Source organism: Streptomyces showdoensis (assembly GCF_039535475.1).
In the GTDB taxonomy this organism is placed as follows: Bacteria; Actinomycetota; Actinomycetes; order Streptomycetales; family Streptomycetaceae; genus Streptomyces; species Streptomyces showdoensis.
In genome coordinates, this window is the sequence record NZ_BAAAXG010000026.1 from 1,319,845 (window position 1) to 1,337,547 (window position 17,703).

A 17,703-nucleotide genomic window follows, 5' to 3' on the forward strand; every position below is an offset into this window, starting at 1 on the left:
TTTACTTGGTCAGCAGAACGAGGAGAGCCCCTCGCCCAGCCCCGCGAACGCCCGCCGGGTGGCCGCCACCGCCCCCGGCAGCACCTCCTCGACCCGCTCCCCCGCCGTGATCCGCCGGACGTTCTCCTCCGCGAGCACCCGCAGCACCGCCACCACCTGCGCCGCCGCCAGCCGCGCCGCCAGCGGGTCCGCCCCGCCCAGCGCGTCCGCCAGCAGCTCCTCGGACCGGCCCTGGTACGCGTGCATCCGGGCCACCAGCGCCGGCGTGCCGTACAGGAGGCGCAGGAAGGCGAGCACCCGCGGGTCGTCGTTGAGTCCCGTCACCGGGTCGCGCCGCTCCAGCCCCGCCAGGACGTGGTCGCGCAGCGCGTCGAGCGGCACCGCACCGGCCTCCCGGGCGGCGGCCACCACCCGGGCCGGCTCGTCCTCGTGGTCCGCGAAACGGTGCAGGACCAGGTCCTCCTTGGCCGGGAAGTAGCGGAACAGGGTCGGCTTGGACACCTCGGCCGCCGCGGCGACCTCGGCGACGGACACCGCGTCGAACCCCTTCTCCAGGAAGAGCGCGACGGCGATGTCCGACAGCGCCTGCCGCGTCCGCTCCTTCTTCCGCTCGCGCAGCCCGCTCACGCCGCCCGCCACCTCTCTCGACCCCACGTTCGTCCCGCTCAGAAGATGTCCATACTCCACGCCCGCCGCGCCGACCGCAGCAGCAGGTCCGCCCGCTCCGCCGCCCCCGCCCTGGCCTCCTCGATCCGGCCGAGCGCCGCCAGCCGCACCGCGGACTCGTCGCCGAGCGCCAGCCGGGACAGCTCCGCCACGTCCAGCACCAGATCCGGCGCGGCCCCGGTCGGCACGCAGGAGCCGCCGCCCGGCGAGGCGTCCAGCCGGTAGCGCCCGGCCGCGAGGCCCGCCCCGTCCCGCACGTCCAGGACCAGCGTGCCCTCGGCCGCGTACGTGCGCGGCTCCAGGACCTTCGGCACGTCCAGGATCCGCAGCCACAGCATGTCGGAGTGGGTCACCACCCGGGCCGCCCGCGGATCGGGCAGCAGCAGCGGCAGCAGGTCGTCCGGCGCGCGGTGCCCGGAGCGCACCACGGTGATCCAGTCGATCGAGCACATGTACCGCCACAGCGCCCGCTCGGCGGCGGGCGTCACCGCGACCAGATCGCGCACGGTCGCCGTCTGGACCGGCTGGTTGGCATCGCTCCACGCGTCGTCGGCCGTGTAGGCCACGTACCCCTCGGCCTCGCCCGACTCCGAGCGGTAGAGCGCGTAGAACGGCTCGGTCCACGGACGGGTGTGGAAGCTGTTGCCGGTGCCGACGTCCCAGGAACGGGGGGTGCGCGCGGTGATCCCGGCGCGCCCCGCGGCCAGCCGGCGGTGCAGCGCGGGGCCCGCCTCGCGGATCCCGGCGCCGTCGGTGAGATCGATCCGCCCGCCGCCGTCCCCGGCGCCGGGGCCCGGAGTGCGGCGGTCGAACCCGGCCCGGGTGACGTCGACGGACCACTCGGTCAGCCAGCTCGCCGGACCGAAGCCGAACCGCCCGTAGATCGGGTACTCGGCGGCGATCAGAGTCGCGCACGCGTCGCCGCGCTCCTTCGCCGCCGCCAGGTCGTCCTTCATCATCCCGCTGAGCAGACCGCGCCTGCGGTGGGTCGGGGCGACCGTGACCCCGCTGACCGCGTCCGCCGCCAGGTTCGCCCCGCCGACCGTGCTCAGCTGCTGGTCGAAGGAGTGGAAGGTGGCGACGATCCGGCCCCGGTCGAAGGCCCCGAAGACGCGCGAGAGGTCGAAGTGCGGCAGCCGGTCCGCGACTTCGGCGTCCGGCACGACGGGCGGCCGCAGGAAGCCCGTGCGGATGGCCCGCAGCCAGTCGGGGAACTCGGACTCGTCGATCGCACGCACCTCAAGGCTCATCGTTCAAACCTAAGCGCGGCCCGACGAGCCCCGCACCCGGGTTTTCCCGCGCCCGAAAGCACCCGACGGCGCCCGCCCGGGCCCGCCCCGCCCGTCAGGCCAGCAGGTCGTCGACCTGCGCCTCGCCCTCCCGGTAGCGGCGGGCGATCTCCGCGCTGCAGTCGTCGGCGGTCCGCTGCAGCTCGTGCCGGCGCCGGGAGACCTGCTGCTCGTACCCCGCGAGCCGCCCCATCGCCGTGTGCAGCTCGTCGTCCGTGCGGGCCGACAGGTCGGACAGCTCGACCTCGGACAGCATCTCGGCCGCGAGCCGCCGGTACTCCTCGCTGCGCGGCGTCGACAGCGTCACGTGCCGCGCCGACCGGGCCGCCGTCCCGCGCCGCGACGGCGCGTCGGCCAGGATCTCGGAGAGCCGGTCCAGGACCGGCGCCTCCGGGTCGCTGCGCCGCGCCAGCTCGGCCCGCAGGATGTCGATCCGGCCCTGCAGCATCCGCCGTACGTAGCTGAGATCGGCCTCGTCGCCCTGCGCGTCGCGGCGCAGCGCCCGCAGCTCGGGCAGCCGCAGCGCGCCGAGATCCGGCCGTGGCCGGTCCGGCAGGCCGGGTTCGGCGCTCCGCTGCACGGGCGGGCGCCCGACGGCGCCGCCGGTTCGGAACAGCGGAACGGGACCGGACGGCGTGTGCCCGGTGCCAGGTGCACTCATGAGATTCGTCCCCTCGACCGGTGCGGAACCGCACCGCCTGACACGCATGGTGCCACTCGGGACCCGGCCGACGCAGGCGGTCTGCACCCGTTCGGCCCTCGATCCTTCGGCCGCCGGGGCGATCGGTAGGTTGGTGCGCATGCGAGCAGTGGTGCAGAGGGTCGACGGCGCGAGCGTCGTCGTCGCAGGGGAGACCGTCGGAGAGATCGCCGGCGAGGGGCTGTGCGTCCTGGTCGGGGTGACCCACGAGGACACCCCCGAGAAGGCGGCGCAATTGGCCAGAAAGCTCTGGTCCGTCCGGGTGCTTGAGGGCGAGAAGTCCTGCTCCGACGTGAACGCGCCGCTGCTCGTCATCTCGCAGTTCACCCTCTACGGAGACGCCCGCAAGGGCCGCCGCCCCACCTGGAACGCGGCGGCGCCCGGCCCGGTCGCCGAGCCCCTCGTCGACGAGGTGGTGGCCCGGCTGCGGGAGCTGGGCGCCCGCGTGGAGACGGGCCGGTTCGGGGCCGACATGCGCGTGTCGCTCACCAACCACGGCCCGTTCACGGTCCTGATCGAGGTCTGACCGCCGGGGCGGGGACTCCCGCCCCGGCGCCCTGTCGCCCCGTCGCGCTACGGCTCGACGACCGTCTCCTGCGCGGCGGCGGTCGTGCCCGCGACCAGGTCGGCGTCCACCGGAACGTTCCGCTTCACCAGGGCCAGCGCGATCGGCCCCAGCTCGTGGTGGCGGGCCGAGCTCGTGACGAAGCCCAGCTGGCGCCCCTCGGCACCGTCCGCGGCCAGCCGGACCGGGGTGCCGTGCCCGGGCAGGTGCACCTCGCTGCCGTCCAGGTGCAGGAAGACCAGGCGGCGCGGCGGCTTGCCCAGGTTCTGCACCCGGGCGACCGTCTCCTGGCCGCGGTAGCAGCCCTTCTGGAGGTGGACGGCGCTGCCGATGAGCCCGAGCTCGTGCGGGATGGTCCGGTGGTCGGTCTCGAAGCCGAGCCGCGGCCGGTGCGCCTCGACCCGCAGCGCCTCGTACGCGAGGATGCCGGCGGCCGGACCGTGCGAGGCCGCGAAGGCCTCCAGCTCCGCGCGCGGCAGGAACACGTCCCGCCCGTACGCCGTCTCGCGCACCGCCGCGCCCTCGGGCAGCGGGGCGATGGAACCGGCCGGGAGGTGCACGACCGCGAACTCCTCGGTCCGGTCGGCCACCTCGACCCGGTAGAAGAACTTCATCGACTCCAGATAGGCGACCAGCTCGGCGCGGGTGCCGGGCTCGACGTGCGCCCAGACGGTCTCGCCGTCGTCGACGAGGTACAGCGCGTGCTCGATGTGCCCGTTCGCGGACAGGATCAGCGCCTCGGTGGCCTGCCCCGGCGGCAGCTCGCTGACGTGCTGGGTGAGCAGCAGGTGCAGCCAGCTCAGCCGGTCGTCGCCGGTGACGGTGATGACGCCGTGGTGGGAGAGGTCGACGAATCCGGTGCCGTCGGCGAGGGTGCGCTGCTCGCGGAACAGGTCGCCGTAGTGCGCGGCGACGCCTTCGTCACGGCCCTCGGCGGGGACGGCGCCGGGCAGGGACAGCAGGGGGCTCTTCATGCCCCAAGACTACGACTCGGCGTCGGCGGCCTTCCGGCTGCAGTCCCGGCACCGCCCGAAGATCGCGAAGTGCTTCATGTCCGTGTCGAAGCCGAAGGTGTCGCGCAGCTTCGCGGTGAAGTCGGCGGCCACCTCGACGTCGGCCTCGATGACCTCGGTGCAGTCCCGGCAGACCAGGTGCAGGTGGTGGTGCCGGTCGGCGAGGTGGTAGGTCGGGGCGCCGTGCCCCAGATGGGCGTGGCTGACCAGACCGAGCTCCTCCAGGAGCTCCAGGGTCCGGTAGACGGTGGAGATGTTGACGCCGGAGGCCGTCTTGCGGACCTCGACGAGGATGTCGTCCGGGGTCGCGTGCTCCAGCACGTCCACGGCCTCCAGGACAAGCTGACGCTGGGGCGTCAGCCGGTAGCCGCGCTGCCTCAGGTCGCTCTTCCAGTCGGTGCTCACCACGCCCCCCAGTGTAGGAGGGCGCGGCGCACCACGGCACGGCCCGGTCGGCCCGGATTGCGTCCTACTTGAAGAAGGCGATGCCGTCGTCGGGCATGTCGGGGAGGTTGCGCGCCATCTCGGCGACCTCCTCGGGCGTGACGACCTTCTTCAGGTGCGCCGACATGTACGGCCGCAGCGGGACCTCGGGGGTGGCCTTCTCGCCGACCCACATCAGGTCGCTGTTGACGTAGCCGTAGAGCCGCTTGCCACCGCTGTACGGGCCGGAGGCCTCGGTACGGGCGACGGCGTCGGTCACGACGTCGATCTGCGGCTTCTGGTCGGCGAGCTCGCCGTACCAGACCTCGACGACGCCCTGGTCGCGGACCATGACGATCTCGACCTTGCGGTCCTTGTCGATGCGCCAGTACCCGCTCTCGCTCTCCAGCGGGCGGACCTTGTTGCCGTCGGCGTCGAGGACCCAGGAGTGCGAGTGGTACTCGAGGAAGTCACGGCCGTCGTGGCTGAAGGTCACGGACTGGCCGAAGTTGCACTTCTCTGCGCCGGGGAAGTCGGAGACACCCGCGCCCTCCCACGTACCGAGCAGGAACGCGAGGGGGACGAGCCCCGGGTTGAGGTCGGACGGAATCTGGATCATGAGCAGCTCAGGCGATCTGTGTGGAGGGGGTTCAGCGCTGGCCCTGGTACAGCTTCTTCACGGTCAGACCGGCGAAGGCGAGGACCGCAACGCAGACGAGCGCCAGCAGGACTTCGAAGAAAACGATCACTTTGGTGCTCCTCGAATGAGCGGTGAAGGCGGAACGGGCCGGACCCCAGCTTAGTGGGCGGGGGTCCGGCGTTCTCGGTGAGGTGGGTCTCGGGTGGCCGGGCGCCGTCCGGCCTCGGGTCGACCGTCGCGCCCGCCGGGGTGGCCGGCGCGCCCGCCGAGGCCCCCACTGCGGAAGCCCGCATTACAGTTCGGTATATGGCGAAGAAGCTCGTGATCAAGGTGACCGCCGGGGCCGACGCCCCCGAACGCTGCTCCCAGGCCTTCACGGTGGCGGCCGTCGCCGTCGCCAGCGGGGTGGAGGTCTCGCTCTGGCTGACCGGTGAGTCCTCGTGGTTCGCCCTCCCGGGGCGCGCGGCCGAGTTCGACCTCCCGCACGCCGCGCCGCTGCCGGACCTGATCGACTCGATCCTGGCGGCCGGCCGGGTGACCCTCTGCACCCAGTGCGCCGCCCGCCGCGAGATCACCGAACAGGACGTCCTGAAGGGCGTCCGCATCGCGGGCGCGCAGGTCTTCGTCCAGGAGGCGATGGCCGAGGAGACGCAGGCGCTCGTCTACTAGGGCCGAGCGCTAGTCCCGGTCCGGGCGCTTCTTGCCGTCCAGCTCGTCCCACCACTCGTCCGACTGCCCGTCGCCCGAGGGGTCGTCCCACCAGCGGTCCTCGGGCCCTCTCCGGTTCGCCGTCATCGCGGCGACCGGGGGGATCAGCATCGCGACCACGCACATGCCGATGGCCACAGGGATCGAGAACAGGCGCACGACGGCCCAGGCGCCCACGAACAGGACCAGGCAGGCACCCATCATCCAGAAATAGACGCGCCGACGCCGTGCGTACACCTCTTCAGCGTACGACGGAATAAGGGCAAGCCGAAGGGCCGTGCCTCAGGTCCTGGTGATGGCGTCCAACCCCCCAGGAGGCACGGCCCTCCGGCCGTTCACGGTGTGCGGTGTCAGACCGCGATCGCGACCTCGGCGAGGCCGCCCTTCTGGGCCACGACCTGGCGGTCGGCGGTGCCGCCGGGGACCAGGGCGCGGACGGTCCAGGTGCCCTCGGCCGCGTAGAAGCGGAACTGGCCGGTGGCGGAGGTCGGGACCTCGGCCGTGAACTCGCCGGTCGAGTCCAGGAGGCGGACGTAACCGGTGACGGGCTGGCCGTCCTTGGTCACGAAGCCCTGGATGGTGGTCTCACCGGGCTTGATCGTCGAGGCGTCGGGGCCGCCGGGCTGCGCTCCACACATGTCGTTCTGTCCTTACGGTCGAGGGGTCCGGAGAAGGGGAGGAGTCCGGAGGACTACTTGTTGGCGCCGAGCTCGATCGGCACGCCGACGAGGGAGCCGTACTCGGTCCACGAGCCGTCGTAGTTCTTGACGTTCGAGACCTCGAGCAGCTCGTGCAGGACGAACCAGGTGAGCGCGGAGCGCTCGCCGATGCGGCAGTAGGCGACGGTGTCCTTCGCCAGGTCGACCTGCTCGGCCTCGTAGAGGGCCTTCAGGTCCTCGTCCGACTTGAAGGTGCCGTCGTCGTTGGCGTTCTTCGACCACGGGATGTTGCGGGCGGACGGGACGTGGCCCGGACGCTGCGACTGCTCCTGCGGGAGGTGGGCCGGCGCGAGCAGCTTGCCGGAGAACTCGTCGGGCGAACGCACGTCGACCAGGTTCTGGACGCCGATCGCGGCCACGACGTCGTCGCGGAAGGCGCGGATCGAGGTGTCCTGGGGCTTGGCCTTGTACTCGGTGGCCGGGCGGCTGGGGACCTCGGAGCCGTCGACCAGGTCGCGGGAGTCGAGCTCCCACTTCTTGCGGCCGCCGTCGAGGAGCTTCACGTCCTGGTGGCCGTAGAGCTTGAAGTACCAGTAGGCGTACGAGGCGAACCAGTTGTTGTTGCCGCCGTAGAGGACGACCGTGGTGTCGTTGCCGATGCCCTTGGCCGAGAGGAGCTTCTCGAAGCCCTCCTGGTCGATGAAGTCACGGCGGACCGGGTCCTGGAGGTCCTTCGTCCAGTCGATCCGGATGGCGTTGCGGATGTGGTTCTTCTCGTAGGCCGAGGTGTCCTCGTCGACCTCGACCAGGGCGACCTGGGGGTTGTCGAGGTTGGCCTCGACCCAGTCGGCGTCGACCAGGACGTCGCTGCGAGCCATGCTGTTCTCCTCCGGGGCAGTGTGCGGCGGTTCGTGCAGTTTGTGCGGGTACGCGCCATCGCATGCGGGCGATGGTGGTGCTGCTGCGCAGGGGTGGCCCCGACGTCACGTCGTAGGGCCTGAGGAATACGGGAGCAGTGCGTCCCGCTCAGACGGAGCGACAGAGCATGGCGGCGACGCGGCACAGGTCTACTGCCCGCCGCTTCGTGAGATCCGCCTGTCGCTTCATGCCCTCGATCGTAGGGACGGACAGGCGGCCGTGTCACCGGTGTGTCGTATTTTGAGACGCGATCGTCCGGCATTCGGGATGCGCCGAGAAGGCCGGGGCGCCCCGGAGCCTGTGGGGTGACGTGTCCGGGTTCCGCTTCTGCGGATCGGACAGGGGCGTCTCAGCATGTGATCACCAGCCCCGGGATGGGGCGGTTTGCGGCGGTACGCGGGGAGGGTGCGGGCGCGGGGCGCCGGGGCCGCTCAGCCCGCCAGGACGACGTCCTTGCCGGTCACGCTCACCGCGAGACCGTCCGCGCGGGCCTCCACCTTGGCCAGCTTCATGCCCTGCGGCAGACCCTCGATCCTGCGGTCGAAGTCGGTGCGGGCGCGCACCAGGTCCTCCAGCCCCGGGACGCCCTCGCCGGGCACCGCGTCGGCGCGCACCCGGAGGGTGTCGCCGTTCACGAGGGTCACCGTGGACAGCACGCTGCGGGTGAGGGTGCGGCCCAGGATGTGCACCCCGCCGGTGACCTTCAGCTTGCCGCCCTCGCCGTAGGCGACCTTGACGTCCCGGCCGGAGGCGGCGCCCAGGTCCGCGTAGGAGATCAGCGCGGTGCCGGTGGCGGAGGCCGCGCGGGCGCTCGTGTAGCCCTCGTTCAGGGTGACGTCGTACAGGGAGGCGGTCAGTTCGCCGATGCGCACCGGGCGGCCCCCGGCGGTCGCCCGGACCCCGGTCAGCCGGACCTCGACCTCGTCGAGGCGCTTGTCGGCGGCCTGGGTGAGGAACGGGAAGCCCTTGATGTCGACGTCGGTGGACTCGGCCCGTACGGCCCCGAGCCGCACCCGGTCGGCCGCCTCCGACTCCGCGTAGGCCACGGCCAGGCGGTCCACTCCGACCAGGATCCCGCCGAGCACGACGGCCAGGATCAGCACAATCCGCAGGGCCCTCATGGTCCTCTTCCCCCTCAGTCGTTCCGCGACGGTTCCGGGACGGATCCGGCCCCCCGACACGAAGATCGACGTGTCGGGGGGCCGGTCGGTTCCCCTGCGGGCTGTGGCGGCGGTTACGCCAGGGCCCGTCCCAGCAGGTAGACGGCGGGCGCGGCGGCGGTCAGCGGCAGCGCGACACCGGCCGTCATGTGCACGAAGCGGGAGGGGTAGTCGTAGCTGGCCACCCGCAGCCCGATCAGGGCGCACACCCCGGCCACCAGGCCGAGCAGCGCGCCGGAGGCGCCCAGGTCGGTGAGCCCGCCGGCGGCGATGCCGCCGCCCGCGGCGGCGAGCAGCGCCACGACCACGGAGACCGGGCCGGGCAGCGGCACCGCGCGGGCGAGGACCGCGGCGGCGACCGCCACGCCGCCGACGACCACCGCGTCCGGCTCGGCGCCGAGGTGGCCGGCGGCCAGGACCGCGAGGGCCGCCGAGGCGACCGTCGCCATCAGGCCGTACATCCGCTCGTCGGGGTCGGCGTGGCTGCGGAGCTGGAGCACGAGCGTGAGCAGCACCCAGACGCCGAGCGTGCCCAGGATCGCGGCGGGCGCGTTCTCCCGGCCGGCCGCGAGCAGGGCGACGTCGGCGGTGACGCCGCCCAGGAAGGCGAGGGCGATGCCCTGCCGGGCCGGCCACATGCCGTTGAGCCGGAACCAGCCCGCGGCGGTGACCGCCTGGAGCAGCAGCAGCGGGACGAGCAGCGCGTACGAGCCGGCCGAGGCGCCCACCGCGAGCAGCACGCCGAGCACGGCGGTCAGCGCGGCCGGCTGCATCCCGGGTTCGATGACCGGCGAGCGGCCCTCGGCGCGGGCCCGCTGGGCGTCGGTGATCCGGGCGTTGCCGCCCATGGTGGGGGTGGAGTAGGCGGGGCCGTCGGCGTCGACCGCGCCCTCGGGCCCGGAGGCCGGCGCGGATGCGGCGGGTACGGGTGCCGGCGCCTCGGCGTACGCGGCCGCCTCGTACGCGGGCGCCGGAGCCTCGTGAGCGGGCGCGGGCGTCCCGTACACGGGCGCAGGAGCCTCGTGAGCGGGCGCCGGCGTCCCGTACACCGGCGCGGGCGTCCCGTACGCCTGCGGGTACGCGGCCGGGCTCTCGGGCGGCAGCGGGTGCCCGCCCGTGGTGTACCCGTGGCCGTACGTCTCCGGGGCCTGCGCGTGGCCCTGCGTCTGGCCCTGCGGCGGCAGGTACGCCGTGTCGTACGACACGGGCTGCTGGGGCTGCTGGGGCTGCACCGTCGGCTGGAACTGGGTGTCCCAGGTCTGCCCCTCCCACGTCTGGGTGACGTGCGGGTCGTACGGCTGACCGCCCTGACCGCCCTGCGGCTCGTACGGATAGTGCTGGTCACTGCTCATGGCGTGCGGTTCACCCTCCTGCGAACGGGGGGAGCACCTCGACCGTGCCGCCCTCCGCCAGCCGTACCGTCTCATGGGCGCGGGTGCCGACGGGGTCGCCGTCGATCAGGAACGAGCAGCGCTGGAGGACCCGGACCAGCTCGCCGGGGTGCCTCTCGCGGGCCGCGTCGAGCGCCTCGGCCAGGGTCCGGGCCGCGTACGGCTCCTCGGCCACACCGGCGGCCGCCTTCGCCGCGGCCCAGTAGCGGATGGTTCCCGCTGCCATAGCGGCACTCCCTTCGTTCGTGTGCGCGCCGCCCCCCATGATGGGCTATGGCCGGGCGAGCCAGCCGCCGAGCCGGGCGAGCAGTTCCTCGCCGGCCGCGTTCTCCGCGTGCCCCATCCCGCGCTCGAGCCACAGCTCGGCCGTGCCCTCGGGCGCCGCGGCCACCAGGCTGCGGGGGTGGTCGAGCGGGAAGTACGGGTCGCGGTCGCCGTGCACGACCAGCAGCGGGGTCGGCGCGATCAGCGGCACGGCCTCGACCGGGGAGAGCGGCACGGGGTCCCAGTCCCTGCGGTCGATCCGGGTGCCCAGCCCGTAGCGCCCGACCAGCCGGCCGACCGGCCGGGTCACCACCCAGTGCACCCGCCGCATCGAGGGCGTCCCCCGGTAGTACCAGCGGGCCGGGGCGCTGACGGCGGCGACGGCGTCGGTGTGCGCGCCGGTGCCGCGCTCCAGGGCCGCGTGCCGCAGCACGACCGAGCCGCCCATGGAGAAGCCGACCGTCGCCACCCGGGTGTGCCCGAGCTCACGGGCCCAGCGGACGGCCGCGGCCAGGTCGAGGACCTCGCGGTCGCCGACGGTCGAGCGGCCTCCGGAGCCGCCGTGGCCGCGGAAGGAGAAGGAGACGACGTGCGCGTGTTCCCGCAGGGCGAGGGCGGCGCGCCGGAGGGCGGGGCGGTCGACCGACCCGGTGAACCCGTGGGCGACCACCACCGCCGTATCGGTGACACTTGCGGTGGACGGTTCGTAAACCGCCTCGATCCGGACACCGTCATCGGTACGCAACATCGCACGGCGGGCGTCGCGATCATGGACGGAAGTGAGCGAGGAAACATCCACCATGTGAAATCGCCCCTCTGCCTCGGAACTCATGTGGGCTATTCTGCTTGCGAGAGGATCCGGGCAACGCAGCCCCCGGGTCCTTTTGTGTTTTCCGACCGTTGTTACGGACGGATTACCGAAAGCTCTCAGGGCGCGAGAGCCACGCGTGAGCAGTACGGAAAGCAGTGCCGCAGACGTCCTCGCAGGGACCGAGGAGGAACCGACGTCATGGACGAGCGAACGACGACGTACGAACGAGCGACGACCCGGGCAGGTGGGGCGCGATGAGCTCACTGCTGCTCCTGACCAATGCCCTCCAGCCGTCGACCGAGGTGCTGCCCGCCCTCGGCCTGCTGCTGCACAACGTGCGCGTGGCCCCCGCCGAGGGCCCGGCGCTCGTGGACACCCCCGGCGCCGACGTGATCCTCGTCGACGGGCGGCGCGACCTCCCGCAGGTCCGCTCGCTGTGCCAGCTGCTGCGCTCCACGGGGCCCGGCTGTCCGCTGATCCTGGTCGTGACGGAGGGCGGCCTCGCGGCCGTCACCGCCGACTGGGGCATCGACGACGTGCTGCTCGACACCGCGGGCCCGGCCGAGGTCGAGGCCCGGCTCCGGCTCGCGATGGGCCGGCAGCAGATCGTCGCGGACGACTCCCCGATGGAGATCCGCAACGGCGACCTGTCGGTGGACGAGGCGACGTACAGCGCCAAGCTGAAGGGCCGGGTCCTGGACCTGACCTTCAAGGAGTTCGAGCTCCTCAAGTACCTGGCCCAGCACCCGGGCCGGGTGTTCACCCGCGCCCAGCTGCTCCAGGAGGTCTGGGGCTACGACTACTTCGGCGGCACCCGAACGGTCGACGTCCACGTACGGCGTCTGCGGGCGAAGCTCGGCCCGGAGCACGAGTCGCTGATCGGCACCGTCCGGAACGTCGGCTACCGCTTCGTCACCCCCGAGAAGGTGGAGCGTGCGGCCGAGGAGGCGCGGGCGCAGCAGGAGGCCAGGAGCGGGGGCCGGACGGAGGCCCGCGTCAAGGAAGCCGCGCGGGAACTCACTCCGGTGGAGGACCGTTAACGTGGCGTATGCCACAACGCGACCTGCCGGTAGGTAGGTCACCCCGCGTAGACTGCCGCGCGTGGCCAAGGTGACGCGGGATGACGTAGCGCGACTGGCGGGTACTTCGACCGCGGTCGTGAGTTACGTCATCAACAACGGACCCCGGCCGGTCGCCCCGGCCACGCGCGAGCGTGTCCTCGCCGCCATCAAGGAGCTGGGCTACCGCCCCGACCGGGTGGCCCAGGCGATGGCGTCCCGGCGCACGGATCTCATAGGCATGGTCGTCCCGGACGCCCGCCAGCCCTTCTTCGCGGAGATGGCGCACGCGGTCGAGCAGGCCGCCGCCGAGCGCGGGAAGATGGTGCTCGTCGGCAACTCCGACTACCGCACCGAGCGCGAGATCCACTACCTGCGGGCCTTCCTCGGCATGCGGGTCTCCGGTCTGATCCTGGTCAGCCAGGGCATGAGCGAGCAGGCCGCGAGCGAGATCGAGGCCTGGGACGCCCGCGTGGTGCTGCTGCACGAGCGGCCCGAGGCGATCGACGACGTCGCGGTCGTCACCGACGACATCGGCGGCGCCCAGCTCGCCGTCCGGCACCTCCTGGAGCACGGGCACCCGTACGTGGCCTGCATGGGCGGCATCCCGAACACCCCGGCCGTCGGCGACCCGGTCGCCGACCACGAGGAGGGCTGGCGGCGGGCCATGGTCGAGGCCGGGCTCTCCGTCGAGGGCCGGCTCTTCCAGGCGCCGTACAACCGCTACGACGCCTACCAGGTGGCGCTGAAGGTGCTCGCCGGCCCCGACCGGCCGCCGGCCATCTTCTGCTCGACGGACGACCAGGCCTTCGGTGTGCTGCGGGCCGCCCGCGAGCTGCGGATCGACGTGCCGACGGAGCTCGCGGTGGCGGGCTTCGACGACGTCAAGGAGGCGGCGCTCTCGGACCCGCCGCTGACCACCGTCTACTCCGACCGTCCGGCGATGGCCCGGGCGGCGGTGGACCTGGTGCTCGACGACTCGATCCGGGTCTCCGGCTCGCGCCGCGAGCGCGTGAAGCAGTTCCCGTCGGCGCTGATCGTGCGCCGCTCCTGCGGCTGCGGCTGAGCGCCATCGGGGGGAGCGCCCCTGGCCCGGGAGGCCGCCCTCCCGGAGAGGTCTTTATATCGGGCATACGCGCTTCTGTCGGGCTTCTCACCCCGCCCTCAGGCCGTTCTCATGAACGGCGCCGATCGTCATATCCATGACGGACAACCAGCAGCCCCAGCAGCCGTACTACCCGCCGCGGCCGCCGTACGACCCGGCGGAGCCCATCAGCACCGAGCCGGGCACCACCGTCTGGCCGTCCGGCGGGCACGCCCCGGCCGGCGGGTACCCCCCGCCGCCGCAGACCCCGCAGGAGCCGGCCTTCGCCGCCCCGGCGCCCGCCCCCGGGCCGCGCCGCCGGGCCAGGCGCGGGGTCGGCCTGATGGCGGCCGTGGCCATCGCCGCCGCGGCGGTCGGCGGCGGCACCGCGACCCTCGTGGAGCGCTGGACCTCCGACGGCGCCGTCACCGCGTCCGGCTCGGTGAGCGGCACCAACGTGTCGGCGAGCAGCAAGGGCACGGTCGCCGGGGTCGCCCAGGCGGTCTCCCCCTCCATCGTGGAGATCTCCGCGAGCTCGTCCGCCGGCAAGTCCACCGGCTCCGGCGTGATCATCACCGGGGACGGCGAGATCGTCACCAACAACCACGTCATCTCCGGCGCCTCGACGATCAAGGTGCAGACCTCCGACGGCAAGAGCTACGACGCCAAGGTCGTCGGCACCGACCCGGACAAGGACCTGGCGCTGATCAAGCTGGAGGGCGCCTCCGGCCTCAAGGCGGCCACCCTCGGCGACTCCTCCAAGGTGCGGGTCGGCGACGAGGTCGTGGCGATCGGCTCCCCCGAGGGCCTGACCGGCACCGTCACGAGCGGCATCGTCTCCGCGCTCGACCGCGACGTGACCGTCGCCAAGGACGAGGGCGGGCAGGGGCAGGACCAGGGCGGCCAGGGGCAGCAGTGGGACCCGCGCCAGGGGTGGCCGTTCGAGTTCGGCGGCCGCCAGTTCAACGGCGACACCGGCTCCTCGAAGACCACGTACAAGGCGATCCAGACCGACGCCTCGCTCAATCCCGGTAATTCCGGCGGCGCGCTGATCAATATGAACGGCGAGATCATCGGAATCAATTCGGCCATGTATTCGCCCAGTTCCGGCGGCGGCTCCACGGCCGGCAGCGTCGGCCTCGGATTCGCGATCCCGGTGGACACCCTCAAGGCCGACCTGGACAGCCTGCGCTCGGGCGGTGCCGCCTGAACACATGGGACGCTGGCCCCATGACTGGCCAGCAGAACGAAGCCGAACGCGCCGAGCGCATCCTCATCGTGGACGACGAGCCCGCCGTGCGCGAGGCGCTGCGCCGCAGCCTCGCCTTCGAGGGGTACGGGACCGAGGACGCCGTCGACGGGCTCGACGCGCTCGCCAAGATGGAGTCGTACGGGCCCGACCTCGTCGTCCTCGACGTCCAGATGCCCCGCATGGACGGCCTGACCGCGGCCCGCCGCATCCGGGCCTCCGGCTCAACCGTGCCCATCCTGATGCTGACCGCCCGCGACACCGTCGGCGACCGGGTCACCGGCCTCGACGCGGGCGCGGACGACTACCTGGTCAAGCCCTTCGAGCTGGACGAGCTGTTCGCCCGGATCCGCGCGCTGCTGCGGCGCAGCTCCTACGCGGCGCCGCAGGCCGGGCCCCGGCCCGAGGGCGACGTGCTCTCCTTCGAGGACCTGCGGATGGACCTGACCACGCGCGAGGTGAGCCGGGGCGGGCGGCCGGTGGAGCTGACCCGCACCGAGTTCACGCTCCTGGAGATGTTCCTGGCGCACCCGCGGCAGGTGCTCACCCGCGAGCAGATCCTGAAGGCCGTCTGGGGCTTCGACTTCGAACCCAGCTCGAACTCCCTGGACGTGTACGTGATGTACCTGCGCCGCAAGACCGAGGCGGGCGGCGAGCCGCGCCTCGTGCACACCGTGCGCGGGGTCGGCTACGTGCTGCGCGGCGGGGGCGCGGAGTGACCAGCCCGGTGGCCTGGTTCCGCTCGCGGCCGCTGCGTTCCCGGCTGGCGCTGCTGACGGCGCTCGCGGTGGCGGTCGCGGTGGCGGCGGTCTCGGTGGCCTGCTGGTTCGTGACCCGGGCCCAGCTGGAGGCGGAGCTGGACGACTCGCTGCGCTCGGCGCAGCTCACCCCGCAGGACGCCCAGAAGCTGCTGAGCTCCTGCGGGGCGACCACCCAGAACCGGCCGCCGCCGGCGCCGCGCGGCGGCCAGACCCTGCAGATCGTGTCCACCGACGGCGAGGTGCTCTGCTCCACGGGCCGCTCGGTGATCCCGGCGCAGTCCTCGGACACGGCGGTGGCGCAGGGCCGGCTCTCGTCCGCGCTGCACACGACGAACGCCGCGGACGGCACGGAGATGCGGGTCTACACGTACCCCATGAACCTGATCCGGCAGCCGCTCTCGCAGCCGGTCGCGGTCTCCGTCGCCCGGCCCACGTACGAGATCGACAACTCGATGTCCACGCTCGCCTGGGTGCTGCTGCTCGTCTCCGGCATCGGCGTGGTCGGTGCCGGGGCGGCCGGCCTGTGGGTGGCGCGGACCGGCCTGGAGCCGGTGCACCGGCTGACCGGGGCGGTCGAACACGTCGCGGCGACCGAGGACCTGACGGTCCGGATCCCGGTCGAGGGCGAGGACGAGATCGCCCGTCTGTCGCGCTCCTTCAACGCGATGACGGCCGCGCTCGCGACCTCCCGCGACCGGCAGGCGCAGCTGATCGCGGACGCGGGCCACGAGCTGCGCACGCCGCTGACCTCGCTCCGCACCAACGTCGAGCTGCTGGCCCGCAGCGAGGAGACCGGCCGGGCGCTGCCGCCGGAGGACAGGCGGGCGCTGATGGCCTCGGTGAAGGCGCAGATGACGGAGCTGGCGGCGCTGATCGGCGACCTCCAGGAGCTGTCGCGGCCGGACGCGGCGGCCCGCGGGCCGCTGGAGGTGGTGCCGCTGCACACGATCCTGCGCTCGGCGCTGGACCGGGCGCGGCTGCGCGGCCCGGAGCTGACCTTCGTGACGGACCTGGCGCCCTGGTACGTACGGGCGGAGCAGGCGGGTCTGGAGCGGGCGCTGGTGAACGTCCTGGACAACGCGGTGAAGTTCTCGCCGCCGCGCGGGACGGTCGAGGTGACCCTGATGCGGGGCGAGCTGACGGTGCGGGACCACGGTCCGGGCATCCCGGCGGACGAGCTCCCGCACGTCTTCGACCGTTTCTGGCGCTCGCCGTCGGCGCGCAGCCTGCCGGGTTCGGGGCTCGGTCTGTCGATCGTGGCCCGCACGGTCGGCCAGGCGGGCGGCACGGTCGCGCTCACTCCGGCGGAGGGCGGCGGCACGGTGGCGACGGTGCGGCTGCCGGGTGCCCCGACACCGCCACCGCCGTCACCCTCGGCGCTGCCGCCGGGCGGTTCAGTTGTGCCGGATGAGGGACTCGACCAGTCCTGAGCGGGTGTTGGGGAAGTCCATGGGGACGATCCCCAGCCCCTTCCAGCCGGCGCCCTCCCCGTCGAGCAGTCCGTGCACCTGCGGGTTGAGCCGGTCGGCGTTCCACCGGGGCGGGAGGGCGGCGGCGGTGGAGACGAAGTTGACGTAGAACCGGTCGGGCCGGCCGGCCGCCTTGCGGAACTGGTCCCTGATCTTCGGCCACTTGCCGAAGGGTTCGGCCTGGTAGTCGTCCTGCACGTCGAAGTACGTGCCGTCGGCCCACCGCAGCCCGGGCAGTCCCCCGTTGTCGGCGAGGAGCACGACCCGGCCGCGGGCCTCGCCGAGGGTGGGGACGCCGTCGCCGATCCGGAAGAGGGGCCGCCAGCCGCGGCGGTCGAGGTAGTCGTCGAAGACCGCGCGGAAGGCCGCGTCGGACTCGGACGAGTACTCCTGCTTGACCCGCATCAGGACGGTCTCGGTGGGGTGGGCGGCGAGGAAGTCCCAGCAGGCGCCGAGGACGTCGCCGAACATGAGGTTCTGGTAGGAGGCCCCGTGGTGGATCGCGAACGATCCGCCGGTCACCCTGCACCGCACGTCCAGGAACCGGATGCCGCTGTCCAGTTGCTGGGCGATGGTGGTGTTCTGGCACTCGGTCCAGGGCCCGCCGTAGCGCGCCCCCGAGTCGTGGGTGCCGGGGATCGTGAGCCTCTGGAGCGGGGTGGGGTCGCCGTGGGCAGCCATCCAGTCCTGCGTCCCGAGGGCGGTGGCCGCCCGGGCGGAGGGGGCACCCAGGAGCAGGGCGCCGGAGGCTGCGGCGGCGCCCGCGAGAAAGCGTCGTCGGTCCATGGGACGGACTATGGCATCGCTTGACGTGACCCTGCCATAGCTCGAACCGGTACAAGCGATCTATACAACCGTCTTGTACGTCCGTCATA

22 protein-coding genes are annotated in these 17,703 nt (G+C 73.0%); 7 read left to right on the plus strand and 15 right to left on the minus strand.

The annotated features are described in order from the left end of the window. Positions 1-9: 9 nt before the first annotated feature. The 3 genes from ABD981_RS18775 to ABD981_RS18785 form a co-directional block, all read right to left on the minus strand. Positions 10-627, minus strand: a complete 618-nt coding sequence (locus ABD981_RS18775; protein ID WP_046908630.1) for a TetR/AcrR family transcriptional regulator — start codon at positions 625-627, stop codon at positions 10-12. A 38-nt stretch (positions 628-665) separates the two neighbouring features. Further along, a complete protein-coding gene (locus ABD981_RS18780; protein WP_046908585.1) occupies positions 666-1,916 on the minus strand; it encodes a GNAT family N-acetyltransferase in 1,251 nt (416 codons plus the stop codon). 94 nt (positions 1,917-2,010) lie between these two features. Further along, positions 2,011-2,616 carry an RsiG family protein gene (locus ABD981_RS18785; RefSeq protein ID WP_123954589.1) on the minus strand — a complete coding sequence of 202 codons (606 nt, stop codon included), beginning with the start codon at positions 2,614-2,616 and terminating at the stop codon, positions 2,011-2,013. A gap of 139 nt (positions 2,617-2,755) precedes the next feature. Between ABD981_RS18785 and dtd the strand changes: the two genes are divergently transcribed. Then, complete coding sequence (dtd, locus tag ABD981_RS18790) at positions 2,756-3,181, plus strand: D-aminoacyl-tRNA deacylase (protein ID WP_046908584.1); 426 nt, start codon at positions 2,756-2,758, stop codon at positions 3,179-3,181. A gap of 47 nt (positions 3,182-3,228) precedes the next feature. Here dtd and ygfZ read toward each other — a convergent pair whose 3' ends face one another. The 3 genes from ygfZ to ABD981_RS18805 form a co-directional block, all read right to left on the minus strand. After that, positions 3,229-4,194 (minus strand): CAF17-like 4Fe-4S cluster assembly/insertion protein YgfZ, encoded by a 966-nt coding sequence (gene ygfZ / locus ABD981_RS18795; protein ID WP_046908583.1) that lies wholly within the window; start codon positions 4,192-4,194, stop codon positions 3,229-3,231. Between the two features lie 9 nt (positions 4,195-4,203). Beyond that, on the minus strand, positions 4,204-4,641 hold the full coding sequence (locus tag ABD981_RS18800) for a Fur family transcriptional regulator (RefSeq protein WP_046908582.1): 438 nt from the start codon (positions 4,639-4,641) through the stop codon (positions 4,204-4,206). 61 nt (positions 4,642-4,702) lie between these two features. After that, on the minus strand, positions 4,703-5,275 hold the full coding sequence (locus ABD981_RS18805) for a heme-binding beta-barrel domain-containing protein (protein ID WP_046908581.1): 573 nt from the start codon (positions 5,273-5,275) through the stop codon (positions 4,703-4,705). A 327-nt stretch (positions 5,276-5,602) separates the two neighbouring features. On the opposite strand from ABD981_RS18805, the gene ABD981_RS18810 reads away from it, so the two are divergent. Then, positions 5,603-5,965, plus strand: coding sequence for a DsrE family protein (locus ABD981_RS18810; protein WP_046908579.1), 363 nt, complete (start codon positions 5,603-5,605; stop codon positions 5,963-5,965). Positions 5,966-5,974: 9 nt separating this feature from the next. Here the strand turns inward: ABD981_RS18810 and ABD981_RS18815 are convergent, their stop codons facing one another. The 8 genes from ABD981_RS18815 to ABD981_RS18845 form a co-directional block, all read right to left on the minus strand. Continuing rightward, a complete protein-coding gene (locus ABD981_RS18815; protein ID WP_382747316.1) occupies positions 5,975-6,262 on the minus strand; it encodes a DUF3099 domain-containing protein in 288 nt (95 codons plus the stop codon). A 92-nt stretch (positions 6,263-6,354) separates the two neighbouring features. Then, positions 6,355-6,642, minus strand: a complete 288-nt coding sequence (locus ABD981_RS18820) for a DUF1416 domain-containing protein (protein WP_046908577.1) — start codon at positions 6,640-6,642, stop codon at positions 6,355-6,357. Between the two features lie 53 nt (positions 6,643-6,695). Further along, positions 6,696-7,541, minus strand: a complete 846-nt coding sequence (locus ABD981_RS18825; RefSeq protein WP_046908576.1) for a sulfurtransferase — start codon at positions 7,539-7,541, stop codon at positions 6,696-6,698. 148 nt (positions 7,542-7,689) lie between these two features. Further along, positions 7,690-7,770: a putative leader peptide gene (locus ABD981_RS38930; RefSeq protein WP_350497993.1), complete on the minus strand. Its 81-nt coding sequence runs from the start codon at positions 7,768-7,770 to the stop codon at positions 7,690-7,692. 242 nt (positions 7,771-8,012) lie between these two features. After that, positions 8,013-8,702, minus strand: a complete 690-nt coding sequence (locus ABD981_RS18830; RefSeq protein WP_046908575.1) for an LmeA family phospholipid-binding protein — start codon at positions 8,700-8,702, stop codon at positions 8,013-8,015. A gap of 113 nt (positions 8,703-8,815) precedes the next feature. Then, positions 8,816-10,093, minus strand: a complete 1,278-nt coding sequence (locus ABD981_RS18835; protein WP_046908574.1) for a hypothetical protein — start codon at positions 10,091-10,093, stop codon at positions 8,816-8,818. 10 nt (positions 10,094-10,103) lie between these two features. After that, the gene (locus tag ABD981_RS18840) at positions 10,104-10,358 is read right to left on the minus strand and encodes a MoaD/ThiS family protein (protein WP_046908573.1); all 255 of its coding nucleotides are present in this window, start codon (positions 10,356-10,358) and stop codon (positions 10,104-10,106) included. A gap of 45 nt (positions 10,359-10,403) precedes the next feature. Further along, positions 10,404-11,228 carry an alpha/beta hydrolase family protein gene (locus tag ABD981_RS18845; RefSeq protein WP_123954587.1) on the minus strand — a complete coding sequence of 275 codons (825 nt, stop codon included), beginning with the start codon at positions 11,226-11,228 and terminating at the stop codon, positions 10,404-10,406. Positions 11,229-11,461: 233 nt separating this feature from the next. Between ABD981_RS18845 and ABD981_RS18850 the strand changes: the two genes are divergently transcribed. From ABD981_RS18850 to ABD981_RS18870, 5 genes are all read left to right on the plus strand, one after another. Next, the gene (locus ABD981_RS18850; protein WP_046908571.1) at positions 11,462-12,247 is read left to right on the plus strand and encodes a response regulator transcription factor; all 786 of its coding nucleotides are present in this window, start codon (positions 11,462-11,464) and stop codon (positions 12,245-12,247) included. A gap of 61 nt (positions 12,248-12,308) precedes the next feature. Further along, positions 12,309-13,331, plus strand: coding sequence for a LacI family DNA-binding transcriptional regulator (locus ABD981_RS18855; RefSeq protein WP_046908570.1), 1,023 nt, complete (start codon positions 12,309-12,311; stop codon positions 13,329-13,331). A gap of 136 nt (positions 13,332-13,467) precedes the next feature. Further along, positions 13,468-14,559 (plus strand): S1C family serine protease, encoded by a 1,092-nt coding sequence (locus tag ABD981_RS18860; protein ID WP_046908569.1) that lies wholly within the window; start codon positions 13,468-13,470, stop codon positions 14,557-14,559. 20 nt (positions 14,560-14,579) lie between these two features. After that, positions 14,580-15,317, plus strand: coding sequence for a response regulator transcription factor (locus tag ABD981_RS18865; protein WP_046908568.1), 738 nt, complete (start codon positions 14,580-14,582; stop codon positions 15,315-15,317). Continuing rightward, on the plus strand, positions 15,314-16,789 hold the full coding sequence (locus ABD981_RS18870; RefSeq protein ID WP_046908567.1) for a sensor histidine kinase: 1,476 nt from the start codon (positions 15,314-15,316) through the stop codon (positions 16,787-16,789). The genes ABD981_RS18865 and ABD981_RS18870 overlap by 4 nt, the downstream gene beginning before the upstream one ends. Here the strand turns inward: ABD981_RS18870 and ABD981_RS18875 are convergent. Beyond that, positions 16,754-17,614 carry a phosphatidylinositol-specific phospholipase C gene (locus tag ABD981_RS18875; protein ID WP_046908566.1) on the minus strand — a complete coding sequence of 287 codons (861 nt, stop codon included), beginning with the start codon at positions 17,612-17,614 and terminating at the stop codon, positions 16,754-16,756. The genes ABD981_RS18870 and ABD981_RS18875 overlap by 36 nt on opposite strands. Positions 17,615-17,703 lie beyond the last annotated feature (89 nt).